The sequence below is a fragment of the Serinicoccus sp. CUA-874 genome (genome assembly GCF_001942225.1).
Lineage (GTDB): Bacteria > Actinomycetota > Actinomycetes > Actinomycetales > Dermatophilaceae > Ornithinicoccus > Ornithinicoccus marinus.
Genome location: NZ_MKJZ01000003.1, coordinates 1 through 15,540, shown reverse-complemented (window position 1 = coordinate 15,540; position 15,540 = coordinate 1). Strand labels below are relative to the sequence as shown.

At 71.4% G+C, this 15,540-nt stretch carries 15 protein-coding genes; 6 read left to right on the top strand and 9 right to left on the bottom strand.

Annotated features, from left to right (window positions below):
* Positions 1–610: 610 nt before the first annotated feature.
* From BJF80_RS01105 to BJF80_RS01095, 3 genes are all read right to left on the bottom strand, one after another.
* Positions 611–1,492 (bottom strand): ABC transporter permease, encoded by an 882-nt coding sequence (locus tag BJF80_RS01105; RefSeq protein ID WP_187344339.1) that lies wholly within the window; start codon positions 1,490–1,492, stop codon positions 611–613.
* Complete coding sequence (locus BJF80_RS01100; RefSeq protein WP_075810901.1) at positions 1,489–2,439, bottom strand: ABC transporter permease; 951 nt, start codon at positions 2,437–2,439, stop codon at positions 1,489–1,491. The genes BJF80_RS01105 and BJF80_RS01100 overlap by 4 nt, the downstream gene beginning before the upstream one ends.
* A 185-nt stretch (positions 2,440–2,624) precedes the next feature.
* Positions 2,625–4,214, bottom strand: a complete 1,590-nt coding sequence (locus BJF80_RS01095; protein WP_075810900.1) for an ABC transporter substrate-binding protein — start codon at positions 4,212–4,214, stop codon at positions 2,625–2,627.
* A 60-nt stretch (positions 4,215–4,274) separates the two neighbouring features.
* On the opposite strand from BJF80_RS01095, the gene BJF80_RS01090 reads away from it, so the two are divergent.
* Positions 4,275–5,324 (top strand): glycerate kinase family protein, encoded by a 1,050-nt coding sequence (locus tag BJF80_RS01090; protein ID WP_075810899.1) that lies wholly within the window; start codon positions 4,275–4,277, stop codon positions 5,322–5,324.
* Between the two features lie 164 nt (positions 5,325–5,488).
* Positions 5,489–7,384: an acyl-CoA dehydrogenase gene (locus BJF80_RS01085; protein ID WP_075810898.1), complete on the top strand. Its 1,896-nt coding sequence runs from the start codon at positions 5,489–5,491 to the stop codon at positions 7,382–7,384.
* Between the two features lie 76 nt (positions 7,385–7,460).
* On the opposite strand, the gene BJF80_RS01080 is transcribed toward BJF80_RS01085, so the two are convergent.
* Genes BJF80_RS01080 through BJF80_RS01065 form a run of 4 tightly spaced genes read right to left on the bottom strand, consistent with a single transcriptional unit; the run spans position 7,461 to position 11,015 of the window.
* Positions 7,461–7,958: a GtrA family protein gene (locus BJF80_RS01080; RefSeq protein ID WP_075810969.1), complete on the bottom strand. Its 498-nt coding sequence runs from the start codon at positions 7,956–7,958 to the stop codon at positions 7,461–7,463.
* Positions 7,924–8,163: a DUF6458 family protein gene (locus BJF80_RS01075; protein ID WP_022926047.1), complete on the bottom strand. Its 240-nt coding sequence runs from the start codon at positions 8,161–8,163 to the stop codon at positions 7,924–7,926. The genes BJF80_RS01080 and BJF80_RS01075 overlap by 35 nt, the downstream gene beginning before the upstream one ends.
* Positions 8,164–8,208: 45 nt before the next feature.
* Positions 8,209–9,039, bottom strand: coding sequence for a carbon-nitrogen family hydrolase (locus BJF80_RS01070; protein ID WP_075810897.1), 831 nt, complete (start codon positions 9,037–9,039; stop codon positions 8,209–8,211).
* Entirely contained in the window at positions 9,036–11,015 is a 1,980-nt protein-coding gene (locus BJF80_RS01065; RefSeq protein WP_075810896.1) for a bifunctional copper resistance protein CopD/cytochrome c oxidase assembly protein, read from the bottom strand. The genes BJF80_RS01070 and BJF80_RS01065 overlap by 4 nt, the downstream gene beginning before the upstream one ends.
* 35 nt (positions 11,016–11,050) lie before the next feature.
* Here BJF80_RS01065 and BJF80_RS01060 point away from each other — a divergent pair, with 35 nt between their 5' ends.
* Positions 11,051–11,959, top strand: coding sequence for a maleylpyruvate isomerase family mycothiol-dependent enzyme (locus tag BJF80_RS01060; protein WP_022926050.1), 909 nt, complete (start codon positions 11,051–11,053; stop codon positions 11,957–11,959).
* A gap of 3 nt (positions 11,960–11,962) precedes the next feature.
* On the opposite strand, the gene BJF80_RS01055 is transcribed toward BJF80_RS01060, so the two are convergent.
* Both BJF80_RS01055 and BJF80_RS01050 read right to left on the bottom strand, forming a co-directional pair.
* Positions 11,963–12,367, bottom strand: coding sequence for a hypothetical protein (locus BJF80_RS01055; RefSeq protein WP_075810895.1), 405 nt, complete (start codon positions 12,365–12,367; stop codon positions 11,963–11,965).
* Positions 12,368–12,393: 26 nt separating this feature from the next.
* Complete coding sequence (locus tag BJF80_RS01050; RefSeq protein WP_075810894.1) at positions 12,394–13,065, bottom strand: hypothetical protein; 672 nt, start codon at positions 13,063–13,065, stop codon at positions 12,394–12,396.
* Positions 13,066–13,217: 152 nt separating this feature from the next.
* Between BJF80_RS01050 and BJF80_RS01045 the strand changes: the two genes are divergently transcribed.
* The 3 genes from BJF80_RS01045 to BJF80_RS01035 all read left to right on the top strand — a co-directional run.
* Complete coding sequence (locus BJF80_RS01045; RefSeq protein WP_075810893.1) at positions 13,218–13,526, top strand: hypothetical protein; 309 nt, start codon at positions 13,218–13,220, stop codon at positions 13,524–13,526.
* A complete protein-coding gene (locus tag BJF80_RS01040) occupies positions 13,526–15,214 on the top strand; it encodes a hypothetical protein (RefSeq protein WP_075810892.1) in 1,689 nt (562 codons plus the stop codon). The genes BJF80_RS01045 and BJF80_RS01040 overlap by 1 nt, the downstream gene beginning before the upstream one ends.
* A gap of 126 nt (positions 15,215–15,340) precedes the next feature.
* On the top strand, positions 15,341–15,540 hold a 200-nt coding region (locus tag BJF80_RS01035), incomplete at its 3' end, for a hypothetical protein (RefSeq protein WP_143553925.1).

Here is a 15,540-nt window from a genome sequence, read left to right as displayed (position 1 = left end):
CCTGCCTCACTGCTCGATGCCTCGGTGGAGACGGCCGAGCCGATGGCGTCAACCGACGAACAGGCTCCAAGGGACGCGAGCGCTGCGCCGACGACCAGTGCGACGAAGCTTGTGAGATGTTGCCTGCCCAACAAAGGTGACTCCCCTCGCCGACTTGCTGGTCACCCAAAGTTTCGGCAAACGCCGCGTGTATAGGCAAGATCAACAGTGGTGTTTCCCGTGACGGACCAAAATCCACCTGGTCCACGATTGTCGCCTGATCGCCAAGTTGACGAGGATGCGGTGTACCTGGTCGCCGTCCCATCTCCCGGCCCCAAGACGACGCCACCCCCCTGGATTCGAAATTGGACCGCAGGGTAGGCCGCGCAGTTGTACACGCCGTCCTCGGTTACCGCCGCGAACGCCGGCATGGCGCCTGCAAACATCAGGCCCGTACCAGCAACGAATGCACACAGTCCTGTACGTGTTTTCATGCCGTCCTCCCTCGCTTACCGCCTCTGCCGCGCACTTGCGCCGGAGACTCTCGATACCAAGGACAGTACCTCCCCCCCCCCAATCGAGGTCTACAACGCTTGCGAGAATTGACGAAGTCTTTACTTTTCTGATCCTGTCACCGACCCTCCAGCTTCGGGTCCAGCCAGTCCCGCAGCCCGTCGCCGAAGAGGTTGAAGCCGAGCACCGACAGCGCGATCGCCGCGCCGGGGATGAGCGCCAGGTGCGGCGCAGTGCGCAACGTGGTCTGCGCCTCGTAGAGCATCCGCCCCCAGCTCGCCTGCCCGGTCGGCGTGCCCAGGCCGAGGTAGGCCAGCGCCGCTTCGGCGAGGATCGCGATGGCGAAGGAGACCGACGCCTGCACAATGACCAGCCCCGCCACGTTGGGTATGACGTGGCGCACCGCGATCCCCAGCGGCGAGCGACCCGCGGCCCGGGCGGCGACGACGTACTCGGTCTTCATCACCCCGAGCGCGCCGGAGCGGGTGATGCGGGCGAAGGCCGGGATCGTCGCGATGCCGATGGCGATCATCGCCACCCGCGTCGAGCCGCCGTAGAGCGCCGCGAACATGATCGCCAGCAGCAGCGCGGGAAACGCCAGCAGCACGTCGTTGGAGCGCATCACGAGCTGCCCGAGCCAGCCGGGCGACATCGCGGCCAGGATGCCGAGCGGCACCCCGACGAGCGCCGCGACGCCGACGGCGACGAAGCCGACATACAGGGTCGTGCGTGCCCCGACGAGGATCTGGGTGAAGACGTCGCGGCGGTAGCGGTCGGTGCCGAGCCAGTGCTCGGCGTTGGGCGTCTGGTAGGCCTCGACCGGGAGGACCCGCATCGGCACATACGGCGTCCAGACGTAGGAGACGAGCGCGAGCACGACGACCACGGCGACGAGACCCCCGCCGAGGAGCAGCGAGGGGTTGAGCCGGCGCCCGGCCGAGCCGCCCGCGGGAGCCTGCGCCTCGAGCCCCTGCGCGGCCGCGCCCTGGATCTCGCTCATCGCGACCCCGTCCGCAGCCGTGGGTCGATGACGAGGTAGAGCGCGTCGACGAGGAAGTTGATGAGCAGCGTGGCCACCACGAGGACCATGACGACGGTCTGCACGGTGAGGAGCTCGCGGTCGGCGACCGAGTCCAGCAGCAGCGACCCCAGGCCCGGGATGACGAAGACCTGCTCGATGACGACCGCGCCAATGAGCAGGGTCGCGAGCTGCAGGCCGAGCACGGTGACCACCGGCACCGCGGCGTTGCGCAGACCGTGCCGCCACAGCGCCTGCACCGGGCGCAGCCCCTTGGCCCGGGCGGTGCGCAGGTAGTCCTCCCGCAGCACGTCGAGGACGGCGGAGCGGACATACCGCGCCAGCACCGCCGCCTGCACCATCGCGAGCGCGACCGACGGGAGGACGATCCGCTGCAGGAAGCCCACCGGGTCCTGCGACGGCACGACCCAGCCGCCGCTCGGCACCCAGCGCAGCCGCACCGCGAAGACCGAGATGAGCACGATGCCGGCGAGGAAGGCCGGGATCGCGACGCCGACCTGGGACAGCGCCGACATGAGGAGCCCGTCGAGGTGGCGGTGGCGCACCGCCATCCAGATGCCGACCGGGACGGCGACGAGCATGGCCAGGACCATGGCCGTGACGACGAGGATGAGGGTGACCTGCAGCCGGTCGGCGATCTGCGGGCCGATCGCCGCCTTGGAGACGAACTCGATGCCCGGGTCGAGGGTGACCAGGCCGCGCATCCAGTCGAGGTACTGCACCACGAGCGGCCGGTCCAGCCCGAACTGCTCGCGCAACCTGGCGACGGCCTCGTCCGAGGCGTTGATCCCGAGCGCCACCCGCGCCGGGTCACCCGGCAGCACCCGCATGAAGCCGAAGACCAGCACCGACGCCGCCAGCACGCTGGCCACGAGGACCAGCGCGCGGTGCAGCAGGCGCAGGAGCATGGCTCAGCACCCTAGAGGGTGACGCGGGCACGGACCCGGCGACAGGCATACCTCGACCTGGGCAAGGTTGTGCCGCACGTCTCGGACCTGCGCGAGGTTGTGCACCAGATGCGCCCGTCTCGACGGCGTATCCGGTGCACAAGGTTGCCCAGGTCGGGCCGAGGCGCCGAAAGCCCCGGGCGCCGTCACTCCCGCGCGAGGTCGCCCAGGTCGAAGGACTCCCGGATCGCGTTGGTCGGCAGGCCGGTGATGTCCGGGTCGGCGACCATGAGGTTGGGCAGCAGGAAGAGGAAGTCGGCGGCGGCCTCCTCGCTGATCAGCGCGGCGGCCTCCTGCAGCTTCGCGGTCTGCTCCTCCTCGGTGCCGGCGTCGGCCTCCTCGAAGAGGGTCTGGACCTCCTCCGTTCCGTAGGTCGTGTAGTAGTCCGGGTTGCCGAACACGGCAGACATGTCACGCCCCTCGACGTGCGACACGATCGACATGTCGTAGTCCTTGTTGGTGAAGACGGTCTCCAGCCAGGCCGCGGGGAACTCCAGCTCGTCGACGGTCACCTCCAGCCCGGCGTCCTCGAGCATGGACTCGACTACCGTGCCGCAGGAGACGGCATACGGCAGCGACGGTATGCGCAGCCGCAGCTCGGTGCCCTCGGCGCCGGCCTCGGAGATGAGCCGCTGCGCCTCCTCGAGGTCGAAGGGGTAGTCGCCGGTGCGGTCCTCGTACCACGGGTCGGTGACCGGGACCATCGAGCCGATGAGCTCGCCGCGCCCGGCCCAGCAGGTGTCCATGAGGGCCTGGTGGTCGATGGCGTGCCGGACCGCCCGCCGCAGCTCGACGTCGGCCAGCGGGTTGCCCTCCTCCTGGTTCATCGACAGCACGACCTCGCCGTTGGTGGTCCCCTCGACGATCTGGAAGTCGCCACCCTCGAACTCGGCCAGCGACTCCGGGGCCTGCACCGTCGACACGACATCGATCGAGTCGGTGAGCATCGCGTTGTTGAGCGCGTTGGCGTCGTCGAAGTAGCGCATCTCGACGGAGGCGAAGTAGGGCGCATCGCCGTGGTAGTCGGGGTTGCGCTCCAGCGTGATCTGCGAGCCGCGGTCCCAGTTCTCGAAGACGTAGGGACCGGTGCCGATCGCCTCCTCGGCGAGGTTGTCGACCCCCTCGGTGTCGAACATCGCCCCGACGAGGGTCGTCAGGTTGTAGAGGAACTGGTTGCTGGGGCGGGTGAGCGTGACCTCCAGCGTGGTGTCGTCGACCGCCTCGACCGACTCCACGACGTCGAACTTGGCCTTGAGCCCGTTGGTCCAGGCGTCGGAGGAGACCCGCTCGATCGAGAACTTCGCGTCCTCGGCGGTGAACTCGCTGCCGTCGGAGAAGGTGACGCCCTCCTCGAGCCTGAAGGTGTAGGTCAGCCGGTCCTCGCTGACCTCCCACTCCGTCGCGAGTCCCGGCACGATCTCCGCGCTCTCCCCGTCGATCTGCACCAAGGTCTCGTAGACGTTGTCCATCATGACCTGAGGAATCGCCGCCCCTCCGGTCGTGGTGAAGTCGAGGCTGGCCGGCTCGGCGACGAGGCCGATACGGACCGTCTCGTCCGAGCCACCGGGCTCCGGGGCCGCGGCGGTGTCCTCGCCGCCGTCACCGGACCCGGCGGACTCCCCCTCCTCCGGCGACCCGGTGTCCGAGCTGCTGCCGGCCCCGGCGTTGCAGCCGGCGAGCAGTGCGGTCGCGGCCAGCGCGGCGATGAGCGAGCGAGTCTTCGTCGACGTCGTCATGCGCGCCATCATCGTGCATCCGCACACGCCCGCGCCAATCCTTGCCCTAGGGTCAGGGCTGTGAGCACCGCCGCCGACACCCCCGCCCGCCCCGTCGTGCTGATCGCGCCGGACAAGTTCCGCGGGTCGCTGACCGCTCCCGAGGTCGTCGCCGCCGCGCGCGCCGGGGCGCAGGGGGCGGGATGGGACGTCATCGGTATGCCGATGGCCGACGGCGGTGAGGGCATGCTCGACGCCTTCGGCGGGGCCAACCGGACCAGCACCGTGACCGGACCGCTGGGCACGCCGGTCGAGGCGCAGTGGCGGCTGGGGGACGACGGCGTGGCGGTCATCGAGTCCGCGTCGGCCAGCGGGCTGGTGCTGGCCGGCGGCAAGGAGGGCAACGACCCCGTGGGCGCGACCAGCGCCGGCACCGGCGAGCTCGTCGCGCAGGCCGTGCTCGAGGGTGCGATGCGGGTGGTCGTGGGCCTCGGGGGGTCGGCGATGAGTGACGGCGGGCGCGGGGCGGTCGAGGCGGCGCGGGCCGTGCTCGACGGGCAGACGCCGGCCGAGCGCGGGGTGGAGCTGCTCGCGGCGTGCGACGTGCAGACCCCCTTCGTCGAGGCCGCTCAGGTCTTCGGGCCGCAGAAGGGTGCCAGCGGCGACCAGGTCGTCGAGCTCACCGGGCGCCTCTTCGAGCTGCAGGGCAGGTATGTCGAGGAGTTCGGCGTCGACGTGTCGACCACTCCTGGCGCGGGTGCGGCCGGCGGCCTCGGGGGCGGGCTGCTCGTGCTGGGCGGCTCCCTGGTGCCGGGGCTCCGGCTGGTGGCCGAGCAGGTCGGGCTGGCCGACGCGGTCGCGCGGGCCGACGCGATCGTCACCGGCGAGGGCGCCCTGGACGCCGAGTCGTTCAACGGCAAGGTCGTCGGCGGGGTGGTCGACGAGGCCGAGCCCTACGGCATACCTGTCATCGTCGTCGCGGGCGTGGTGCGCGAGGACGCCCCCGCGGCGCGGCTCGCCGGGCTCCGCGTCGTCGACCTCTCGGCGACCTACGGCGCCGCCGCCTCCTGGACCGACACCGCCGACTGCCTCGAGCGCGCCGTCACCGAGCAGCTCACCACCCTCGCCTGACCGACCGCACGGCCAAGCACGCACCGACCGCACGGTCTGCAGGGCGCGAGCGGTTACCCGCGGGTAGGGAGCCGAGGGGCCGGTATAGACTGACGCCAGATACGGCGTACCGTCGGTACCGCATACCTGACCAGAGGTCAGGACCGCACACCTGAGGAGCCAGCGTGGGCCACTACCGCAGCAACGTCCGGGACGCGGAGTTCGTCCTCTTCGACGTCCTCGGCCGCCAGGACGTCCTGGGCCGGGCGCCCTACGAGGAGATCGACGTCGAGACCGCCCGCGCGGCGCTGGCGCAGGTCGCCGAGCTCGCCGAGGGCCCGATCGCGGCGTCCTTCACCGAGTCCGACCGGACCCCACCCGTCTTCGACCCGGCCACCGGCGAGGTCAGCATGCCGGAGAGCTTCGTCCGGTCCTACCAGACGTGGGTGGAGAACGAGTTCTGGCGGCTGGAGATCGAGGAGGGGCTGGGCGGTACGCCCGCTCCCCCGAGCCTGACCTGGGCCATGTCCGAGCTGGTCATGGGCGCCAACCCGGCGGTCAAGATGTTCGCCGCGGGCTACACCTTCGCCAACGTCCTCCACCGCCTCGGCACCCCCCAGCAGCAGCAGCTCGCGCAGCTCATGGTCGACAAGGCGTGGGGCGCGACCATGATGCTCACCGAGCCCGACGCCGGCTCCGACGTCGGCGCGGGCCGGACCAGGGCGGTCAAGGCCGGCGACGGCACCTGGCACCTGACCGGCACCAAGCGCTTCATCACCAGCGGCGTCGCGCCGTTCTACGACAACGTCGTCCACTTCGCCCTGGCCCGCCCGGAGGGCGCCGGCCCGGGCACCAAGGGGCTCTCGCTGTTCATCCTCACCGACCGGCACGTCACCGACCTCGAGACCGGTGAGCTCGGCGAGCGCAACGGGGTCCGGGTCACGGGCCTCGAGCACAAGATGGGCCTCAAGGTCTCGACGACCTGCGAGGTCTCCTTCGGCGAGGACCCGGACCGCCCGGCCGTCGGCTACCTCCTCGGCGAGGTCCACGACGGCATCGCGCAGATGTTCCGGATCATCGAGTATGCCCGGATGCTCGTCGGCACGAAGGCGATCGCCACGCTCTCGGCCGGCTACCAGGCGGCCCTCGCCTATGCCAAGGAGCGGGTCCAGGGCGCCATCCTGACGCAGATGGCGGACAAGACCGCCCCGCGGGTGACGATCACCCACCACCCCGACGTGCGCCGCTCGCTGCTGCTGCAGAAGTCCTACTCCGAGGGGCTGCGGGCGCTCATGCTCTACACCGCGAGCGTCCAGGACCAGGTCCACGCCGCGCAGGACCAGGGCGAGGACACCGGCGACGGCCCCGACGTCGGGCTGGCCGCTCGGGTCAACGACCTGCTGCTGCCGCTGGTGAAAGGCTGCGGCAGTGAGCGCGCCTTCACGCTGCTCGGCACCGAGTCGCTGCAGACCCTGGGCGGCTCCGGCTTCCTGCAGGACTACCCCATCGAGCAGTACGTCCGCGACGCCAAGATCGACAGCCTCTACGAGGGCACCACCGCGATCCAGGGGCAGGACTTCTTCTTCCGCAAGATCCTGCGCGACCGCGGTCAGGCCCTCGGCCACGTCGCGGCGCAGGTGCAGCAGACCGCCTCGGCGCAGGTCGACGACGGCCTCGGCGACATCCGGGGCGCGGTGCTGCGCGGGCTCGGCGAGGTCAACGAGATGGTGGAGTTCCTCACCGCGAGGGCGGTGGAGAGCCAGACCCGGCCCGAGGCGGTGTATGCCGTCGGCCTGGGCACCACCCGCCTGCTGCTCGCCACCGGTGACCTGCTGATCGGCTGGCTGCTGCTGCGCGAGGCGGAGGCCGCCCAGCGGCTGCTGGACTCCGGCGAGCGCGGCGTCAGCGGGGTGAGCGCCGCCGACGACGACGGCCAGGCCTTCCTGCAGGGCAAGGTCGCCGCGGCCCGCTTCTTCGCCACCGAGGTGCTCCCGCGCCTGGGCGCCGACCGCCGCACCGTCACCGCCGCCGATGACGGTCAGGTGGCGTCCGTGATGGACCTGCCGGAGGCCGCCTTCTGAGCCCGCGCGCGCCGACATCCCCGTCCTGGTGCACTCTCGCACGATCCGCCCGGTCGCGCCGCCAGAGCGGAGCGTCTCAGGTGTAGCGCTTCAGCCGGAAGACGAAGCTGCGCATCATGAGATACATGAAGACCGCCTCGCACGCACCGGCGATCAGCCGCGCGGCAAGGAACTGCACGCCCACCCACTCCAGGGTCGTGGACAGCGCGAGGATGAAGAGCAGGTAGTTGGCGACGACGGTCAGGACGTAGCGCCCGGTCTGGCGGCCCACCGGGCCGTGGCTCTGGAAGTTGAGCCAGCGGTTGAGCACGAAGGCGAGCCCGAAGGCGACGACGTAGCCCGTGGTCACCGCGAGCGGGTAGGGCCAGCGCAGGACGTCGAAGAGGACCGCGAGCAGCGTCAGGTCGACGGCATACGTGAAGCTGCTGATCGCGGCGAAGCCGATCGCGGTCTCCGGGACCCACCGACGGAGCAGCCCCGGGAGGGCGGCGTAGACCCGGGCGCGGGCCCGGGCGAAGCGGTCGGCGGCGCCCCGGCGCTCAGTAGCCGTCGCGGTCGCGGTAGCGGGTCTCACCACGGTTGTTGCGCTCGATGATCTCGCGGTGCGTGGTGTTGTTGCGCTGGGTGTTCATCACCAGCCCCAGCAGCAGCGAGAGCACACCGGCGGCCATGAGGATGTAGCCGACGGTCGGGAGGTCGACGACGCTCGTCAGGTCGCCCACCGCGAACGACAGGATGGCGCCGACGGCGAGCAGGAAGATTCCGAGGCCGATGCCCATGAGTGATCCTTTCGATGTGCCTGGGGCCAGCCTAACCGGCGGCCCTCACAGACGGCGGTCGGAGAGCACGGGGAAGGCCTCACGCACCCGCCCCACCTGCGAGGCGTCGATCTCGATCGAGAGCGTCTCCTCCTCTGCCCCAGCCTCGGCGAGCACGGAACCTGCGGGGTCGACGACCGCGCTGTGGCCGCCCATCTCGACCCCGGCGTGCGTCCCGGCGGTGTTGGCGGCGACGACGAAGCACTGGTCCTCGACCGCGCGCGCCCGCAGCAGCAGCCGCCAGTGCTCGACCCGCGCCATCGGCCATGCCGAGGGGATGACGAAGACCTCGGCGCCGCGGTCCAGCTGGGCGCGGTAGAGCTCGGGGAAGCGCAGGTCGTAACAGGTCGACAGCCCGATCCTCAGCCCGTCCGCCGGGGCCGGCAGGTCGGTGACGACCACCTCGCCGCCGGCCTCCATGAGCTTCGGCTCGCCGCCGCCGAAGCCGAAGCGGTGGATCTTGCGGTAGGTCGCGCACACCTCGCCGCGCGGGTCGAGCACGACCGAGGTGTTCCACAGGTGGCGCCCCTCCTCGCCCGGCTCAACGGTCCGCTCCACCACGGACCCGGTATGCACGACCGCACCGATCTCGCGCGTCGCCTCGGCGACGGGCACCAGGGCCGGCGGCAGCTCGCCGCGCTCCAGCCCGGAGAGGTCCTGGCTGCGCTCCTCCCACTCCGTCGAGGCGAAGCCGCCGGCGCTCCACAGCTCGGGCAGCAGCACCAGGTCGTGGCCGGCGCCGGCCGAGCGCACCAGACCGGCGACCCGCTGCGCCCGGGCCTCGACGCTCTCGTCGGCACCCTCGGCATACCCGAGCTGGATGATCGCGACCTTCACCTGCTGCTCCTCTCCGCCAGCCGCTGGAGCCGCGCGTTGTAGGCGGCCAGCTCGGCGTCGTCGTCGCGCTCGGCCCGCCGGTCCGAGCGTCGGGTCTCCCGGTCGTCGCTGCGCATCCAGTCGACCATGACCATGAGCACGAGCACCACCGTCGGCAGCTCTCCCACGCCCCAGGCGATGGTGCCGCCCAGCTGCTGGTCGACGAGCAGGTCCTCGACCCAGGGCACCTCGATCGTCTTGAAGAAGCCGGGCGCGAGCAGCCAGGTGCCCTGCATCAGTGCCAGCCCGAAGAAGGCGTGCGCGGCCAGGGTCCCCAGCAGCACCATGATCCGCAACGGCGGCGCCCACCGCGGCGGGCCCGGGTCCTGCCCGACGAGCGACCAGACGAAGGCGAAGCCGGTGAGGGTGAAGTGGGCCACCATGAGCACGTGACCGGTGTGCGTGGTCAGGGCGAGCTCGAACAGCCCGGTCCAGTAGAAGGCGATGAGGCTGACGAAGAAGATGACCCCGGCGACCAGCGGGTTGGCGACGAAGGCGGCCCACCGGGAGTGGACCACGGCGGTGAGCACCTCGCGCGGCCCGAGCGTGCGGTCCTTGCGCGCCGGCAGCACGCGGTAAGCCAGCGTGATCGCCTGAGCGGGCACCAGGAAGATCGGCACCGCCATCATGAGCGTCATGTGCATGACCATGTGCTGGGAGAACATCACCCGGCCGTAGACCCCTGGAGCGCCGTTGGTCGCGTAGCCGAAGACCGCCCAGCCGAGCACCCACACGAGCAGCCGCCACCAGGGCCACCGGTCACCGCGCCGCCAGAGGCGGACGCAGCCGACGGCATACAGACCCACCGCGAGCAGCGCGACGAGCAGGAAGAGCCAGTTGACCTGCCACACGTCCAGCAGCCGGGCCGGGGCGTAGGGCGGCGGCATGGGGTAGCCGGTGAGGGCGTAGACCGCGGTGTCCGTCGCCGCGGAGGACTCGACCTCCGGCGGGGGCGTCCGGGACAGCACGGTCCCCAGCGCGACGGCGGCGGCCATGACGGCGAGCTCGCTCGCGGCGAGCGCGGCGAAGAGCCAGGGCCGGTCGGCGCCGCGGGCGATGATCGCCCGTCGCTGGAGCACCCCGAAGGCCCCGAGCACACCCAGCAGCACCACCTTGGCCCAGATCACGGCCCAGTAGGCGGTGGTGAGGTCGCCGAGGTCGTCCGCGGTGAGCAGCGCGAAGAGGACACCGGAGAAGCCGATCGCGACGAACGACCAGGTGGCCAGCGCGGAGTAGCGACGCAGCGTCTCCGGTAGGGCCGAGCCGAGGACGGGCAGCAGCAGGCCCAGCGCCATGAGCCCGCCGACCCAGACGGTCATCCCGCCCAGGTGCAGCAGCAGCGCGGTGACGGCCGTCTCGTGACCGTCGGTGCCGCTGGCGTGGCCGCCGTAGGCCTGCGGCACCAGGGCGGCCAGCGCGAGCGCCGCGGACCAGGCGAGCGCGCCCCGGGTCCGCGCCGCCGCGGCCAGCGGCACGAGCAGCGCGACGAGGAGCACCTCGATCAGCCGTAACCGGAGCGGCTCCAGGCCCCAGAGGTTGGCGGTGAGGTCGGACAGGTAGCCCGGTGTGCTCGGCGGTATGCCCGCCAGGTCGCCGAAGCCGACGACGAGGATCGCCGCGGCGCAGGTGGCCCAGAGCAGCGCGGCCAGGGCGGCGACGCGGGCGGCGGTGCGGCGCCGGTCGGTCTCCCGGCCCTCCCGCACCAGGAAGGCCGCGACCACGAGCAGGCCGATGGTGAGCGCCGCGGCCAGGTGGTGGACCGTCTCGACGACAACCATCCCCCAGCGCACGAGCGGCCCGGCGTCGCCGATGACCAGCGGCGCCGCCGCCCCGCTCAGCGCGGCGGCCGGGACCGCGACGACGAGCGCGGTCAGGACCGTGGTGACGGGGACCGTCCAGCGCAGTGCCGCTGGGGTCGCGGCAGGGGGCACGGGCATACCTCCATGGTAGGTCGCCTCGTTAGGCTGGCCATATGGTCGTCCACCCCGCCCCGCCCGCCGACGTGCCCGGCTTCGTCGAGGCATACCGCCAGGTGCTGCTGTCCCTGGTCAACGTCTGCGACGGGCTGCGCGAGGCCGAGTGGGAGCTGCCCACCGACTGCCCCGGGTGGAGCGTCCGCGACCACGTGGCGCACGTCGTGCACGTCGAGGACTACCTCTCCGGCTCCGCCCAGCCCGTCGTCGAGGAGACGATCGAGGTCGGCACGCCCGAGCACGTGCGCAACGACCTCGGTGTCTGGATGGAGCAGGGGCTGCGCTCGCGGGCCGCCCTCTCCCCCGAGCAGCTGCTGGCCGAGCTCCGCTCCCTCGTCGAGATCCGCACGGCGGACCTGTATGCCCCGGACCTGGAGCTGGAGTCGACGGTCCGCTCGATCCGTGACCAGGAGGCGCGCTTCGTCGACCTGGTGCGGCTGCGGCTGTGCGACATCTGGACCCACGAGCAGGACATCCGGGAGGCGGTGGGACGCCCCGGGTCGCTCGACGGCGACGGGGCCGCGCAGTGGACCGCGATGGTGCTCGACGCCGTGCCGCGCGTCGTGCTGCGCCGCGTGGCGCCGGAGCCGGGGACGGTGGTCATCGTCGAGAGCACCGGCCCGGTGACCGGGCGGGCCGGTGTGCGGGTCGACGTCGACGAGGCCGGTGAGCCGGTCGCGCACGAGCTCTTCACCGGCCACTCGGCGGCCGAGGAGGAGGACGACGTGCCGGTCACCGAGTCCGATTCGGGCGTGGGGTCCTCGCCGACGACCACGATCGCGATGTCCACCCACGCGCTGGCCCGCCGCACCGCCGGCCGCACGCCCACCGGGCAGACGGCATACCACGTGAGCGGCGACGAGGAGCTGGCCCGCCGGGTGCTCGACGCGCTGACGCTGACGCGGTGACGCTCAGCGCGCGCGCAGGCCGCGGCTGAAGCCCCACAGCCCGCCGACGAAGATCGCCAGCACCCCGAGCGCGGTGCCGGCCACCCACAGCCCGGGCGGCCACTGCAGCGTGAGGTCCAGGATGACGCCGACCAGCGCGATGAGCAGCGCCCCCTGCCCCGCGAGCCTGGTCGCGCGGAACTGCGCCATCGCTTCGGCGCGGTCCGCCTCGCTGCCGGTGAGCAGCCGCGCGGCCGGCTCGAGCCGCCGGGTGACCGCGTGCAGCACGCCGTAGCCGAGGAAGAACGCCGCGCCGATCACGGCGACCCGGGTGTTGCCGCGGGACATCCCCGCGACGAAGATGACGACCGCCGCGAGCGTGGTGAGGATCGTCAGGAGGCGGTCCTGCAGGCGCGGGCGGGCGGGCATACCTCGATGGTATGCGTCGGGTGCACCTAGCCTGTCCGCTCCTCACCGCCGGGCTCGTCACCCTCGCGCTGAGCGAGCACGAGGGTGCGGGCCATCCGTTCGGCGGCCTTCTCCATCAGCGGGGCCATCCGCTCCTGCGGGGTCGTGCCGGTGACCATGGCCATCCAGGTGGTGCCGGGCGTCGGGACGTAGGCCTGGATCGTGTAGGCGGTGGAGCCGGTGCCCTCGATCATCGGCCGTCCGGTGTCGCTGACGCCCGCGGACAGGACGGCGACGGAGTGGGCGCCGGGGAACTGGCGCACCTCACGTCCCCCCTCCGCCATGATTTCGGCCAGTGCCGTGTCGGCCTCGATCGGTGCGGTGCGGACCCAGGCCAGGGTCAGCGACCCCATGAGCAGCTCGCGGGTCTCGCGGTCGTACCCCGCGTCCACGGCGGTGAGGGCGGCGCCGGCGAGGGCGGCCTGCGTCGCCACGCTGGTGAGCAGCTGGCGGAGGGAGACCTGGTGGGCCGGGTCCAGGTTGGACCAGCCGGGAGTGGTGGTGCACGCCTTCTCCACGTCCGCGGCCATCTGCTCACCGGAGCGGAGCACCTTCCAGCCGGGAGGCACCTGGATGCGGTAGCCGAACGGGGGCTCCCCCACCCCCATCTGGGAGCCAGGAGCTCCCAGATCACCCCACCGGAGCCGGTCGTCGTCCATGGGACCATCCTGCCGCATACCGCGTCGGTCACCGTGGAGCCGCCGGGAGCCCGGTCGTCTGCACCGGCTGCGCGGTGCTTGTGCCAGTGGGGGCGGCATGGCAGGGTGATCGCCGGGCGCAGGGATCACGATCGGGGCAAGGGGATCAGACGATGAGCGAGCCGGAGGAGCCGGTCGGCAACCCGCTGCGGGCGGAGCTGGACGACCTGGTGCGACGGGTCCAGGAGGCGACCGGTCGGGTGCCCGGTATGTCGGCACCGCTCACCGCAGTCGGCGACGGGGACGCGTGGCGAGGACCTGCCGCCCGTCGCTTCCGCGATCAGCATCTCGACCCGGCACGAAGCGGTCTCTACGGTCCGTTGGATCGGCTGGTCGACGACGTCGCCTCGGTCAGGGACGGGCTACCGCGCGAGGTCAGCCCGGAGCGCGCGCGAGAGCTGCGCCGCGAGTGGGGTCTCTGATGGGCACCGAGGTCCACATCGACCACCGTGGGTTGCACGGCGCCAACGGCGACCTGGACCGGGTCGTCCGGTCGGTGGAGACCCAGATCAGGTCGCTGCGCGCGGAGTTCGCCCGGCTCGGGGTGCCCAGTCACAACCTCAACGCCGTCCTGGGGGTGCAGGACGAGCTCGACACCCGGGTGGTCCCCGCCCTGCGGCGGCGCGAGCGGGAAGCCGAAGAGCTGGCCGGGCTGCCCTACTCCGGCGCGCTGCTGGACCAGCTGGCCGACCGCGACCTCGGCGTCGACGAGCAGCCACCGACCCCTGCGGACACCTCGATCAGCGCTCTGACGGGGGGCACGACGAGCACGCCCCCGCCTACCGAGTTCGTGCCCGAGCAATCCCCGGAGCCTCCGGAGGAGGAGCCGCCGCTGCTGTCGGTCGGTGGCCTGAAGAAGCTGGGCGGCGACGTCCTCGGCGGCATCAAGGACGGCGCGGAGTGGCTCGCCGGGAAGATCTCCGATGCCTGGGACACCCTCGCCGAGGAGGTCTCCAAGGCCTGGGAGGCGATGGCGGCCTGGTGGGAGAACCTGACGGCCGACCTGGGCGCGTGGATCGACGAGAACCTCGCCGACGTCCGCGAGTGGATCAAGGACAACGTCATCATCCTGCGCGTCGTCGCCGTCATCCTGAAGGTCGTCGGCTGGGTGCTCGTCGTCATCGGTGCCGTGCTGCTGATCCTGTCTGTCGTCGCCAGCTTGACCGGGATCGGGGCGCTGGCCGGAGTGCCCGGCGCGGGGGTGGCCATCGCGCTCATGGGAGGCGGTGCCGCTCTCATCGGCGCCGGAGACATGGTCGACACCGTCGCCGACTGGGGCGAGGGCAAGATCGACGGCCAGGAGCTCGTGAAGCGGCTTGCGATGGAAGGGGCCTTCACCGCTGTCTCCGCTCTCATCCCGGGAGGAGCGTTCGGCCGTGTGGGCCGCAAGCTGCTCGACCAGCTCCCGGCGTCAATGAAGCGCAAGATCACCGACTTCCTCGACCGTCTCCTCAAGCGGGATCAACCGCCCACGCCCACACCGCGAGGCCCTGGACCGGGCGATCTCCCGGGCAAGAACCGACCTCTGGTCGGTGGCAGCGCGGACAACCCCCGACGGTACGAGTACGACAGCCCGGGCGAGTCACTGCGCAACAGCCCCGAGCCGAGCTATGCAGACCTGGACGACATCGACGTGGATGCCGCCTACCCGGTCGGCACCCGCGAGCACCTCTATCAGCGCTGGCAGGAGTACATCGACCGGCATGATAAGGCTGGCACCACTCCGTGGAGCTGGGAGCGCTGGCACAACAACACGATCAGCAACTGGGGCCGACAGCGCAAGGGCGAGGCCTACGAGCAGGCCTTCTGGGACGACCATGGCTTCCGTGTTGATGACGGCTGGCGCCGCAACACAAAGGTGCAGCTGGAGAACGGCCGGACACGCAACTACGACTACGTCGACGAGTCCAACGGTATCGCCTACGAGCTCAAGTCCGGCGGCAACCCGAGCACCGCACAGATCCAGAAGGACGCGGAGATGATTCGCGAGCGGGAGTGGACGATCATCTACATCCTCAGCGACGAACCGAGCGCCGCGGCACAGCGCCGGATGCGGGAGGCGGGCATCGAGTGGGAGGTCTGGGTAGGAACGGGCACCCCCACAGGCTAAGTTCGAGTACGTAACCAGAGCACCGAGAGGACGAGACAGAAGATGCCGTGGTGGAAGCGTTCCGCAGGTGGTGACGACGACGCGGGTGCCGGAGGGGGAACGAGCGGCAGCGCCGACGCTGGTGCGGTGAGCGCGGGTCTGCCGGCGTCGCGTGAGTTGTTCGAGACGTGGCTGGAGGAGATGGACCCGAAGATCACCGGGTTCGAGATGTTCGGGCTGCCGAAGGGCTTCTCCGCGCGGATCTACTCCCGGGACGCGTTGGGCGAGCTGCAGCCAGTGATCCGGGACCGGCTCGGCACTCCCGAAACCGTGACCGACGGGTCCGA

What these genes read in the sequence shown, in the direction of transcription:
- BJF80_RS01050 (WP_075810894.1), bottom strand. Translation starts at nt 13,065, where the DNA reads ATGGACGACGACCGGCTCCGGTGGGGTGATCTGGGAGCTCCTGGCTCC.
- BJF80_RS01065 (WP_075810896.1), bottom strand. Translation starts at nt 11,015, where the DNA reads ATGCCCGTGCCCCCTGCCGCGACCCCAGCGGCACTGCGCTGGACGGTC.
- BJF80_RS01095 (WP_075810900.1), bottom strand. Translation starts at nt 4,214, where the DNA reads ATGACGACGTCGACGAAGACTCGCTCGCTCATCGCCGCGCTGGCCGCG.
- BJF80_RS01040 (WP_075810892.1), top strand. Translation starts at nt 13,526, where the DNA reads ATGGGCACCGAGGTCCACATCGACCACCGTGGGTTGCACGGCGCCAAC.
- BJF80_RS01055 (WP_075810895.1), bottom strand. Translation starts at nt 12,367, where the DNA reads ATGCCCGCCCGCCCGCGCCTGCAGGACCGCCTCCTGACGATCCTCACC.
- BJF80_RS01105 (WP_187344339.1), bottom strand. Translation starts at nt 1,492, where the DNA reads ATGAGCGAGATCCAGGGCGCGGCCGCGCAGGGGCTCGAGGCGCAGGCT.
- BJF80_RS01100 (WP_075810901.1), bottom strand. Translation starts at nt 2,439, where the DNA reads ATGCTCCTGCGCCTGCTGCACCGCGCGCTGGTCCTCGTGGCCAGCGTG.
- BJF80_RS01045 (WP_075810893.1), top strand. Translation starts at nt 13,218, where the DNA reads ATGAGCGAGCCGGAGGAGCCGGTCGGCAACCCGCTGCGGGCGGAGCTG.
- BJF80_RS01075 (WP_022926047.1), bottom strand. Translation starts at nt 8,163, where the DNA reads ATGGGCATCGGCCTCGGAATCTTCCTGCTCGCCGTCGGCGCCATCCTG.
- BJF80_RS01060 (WP_022926050.1), top strand. Translation starts at nt 11,051, where the DNA reads ATGGTCGTCCACCCCGCCCCGCCCGCCGACGTGCCCGGCTTCGTCGAG.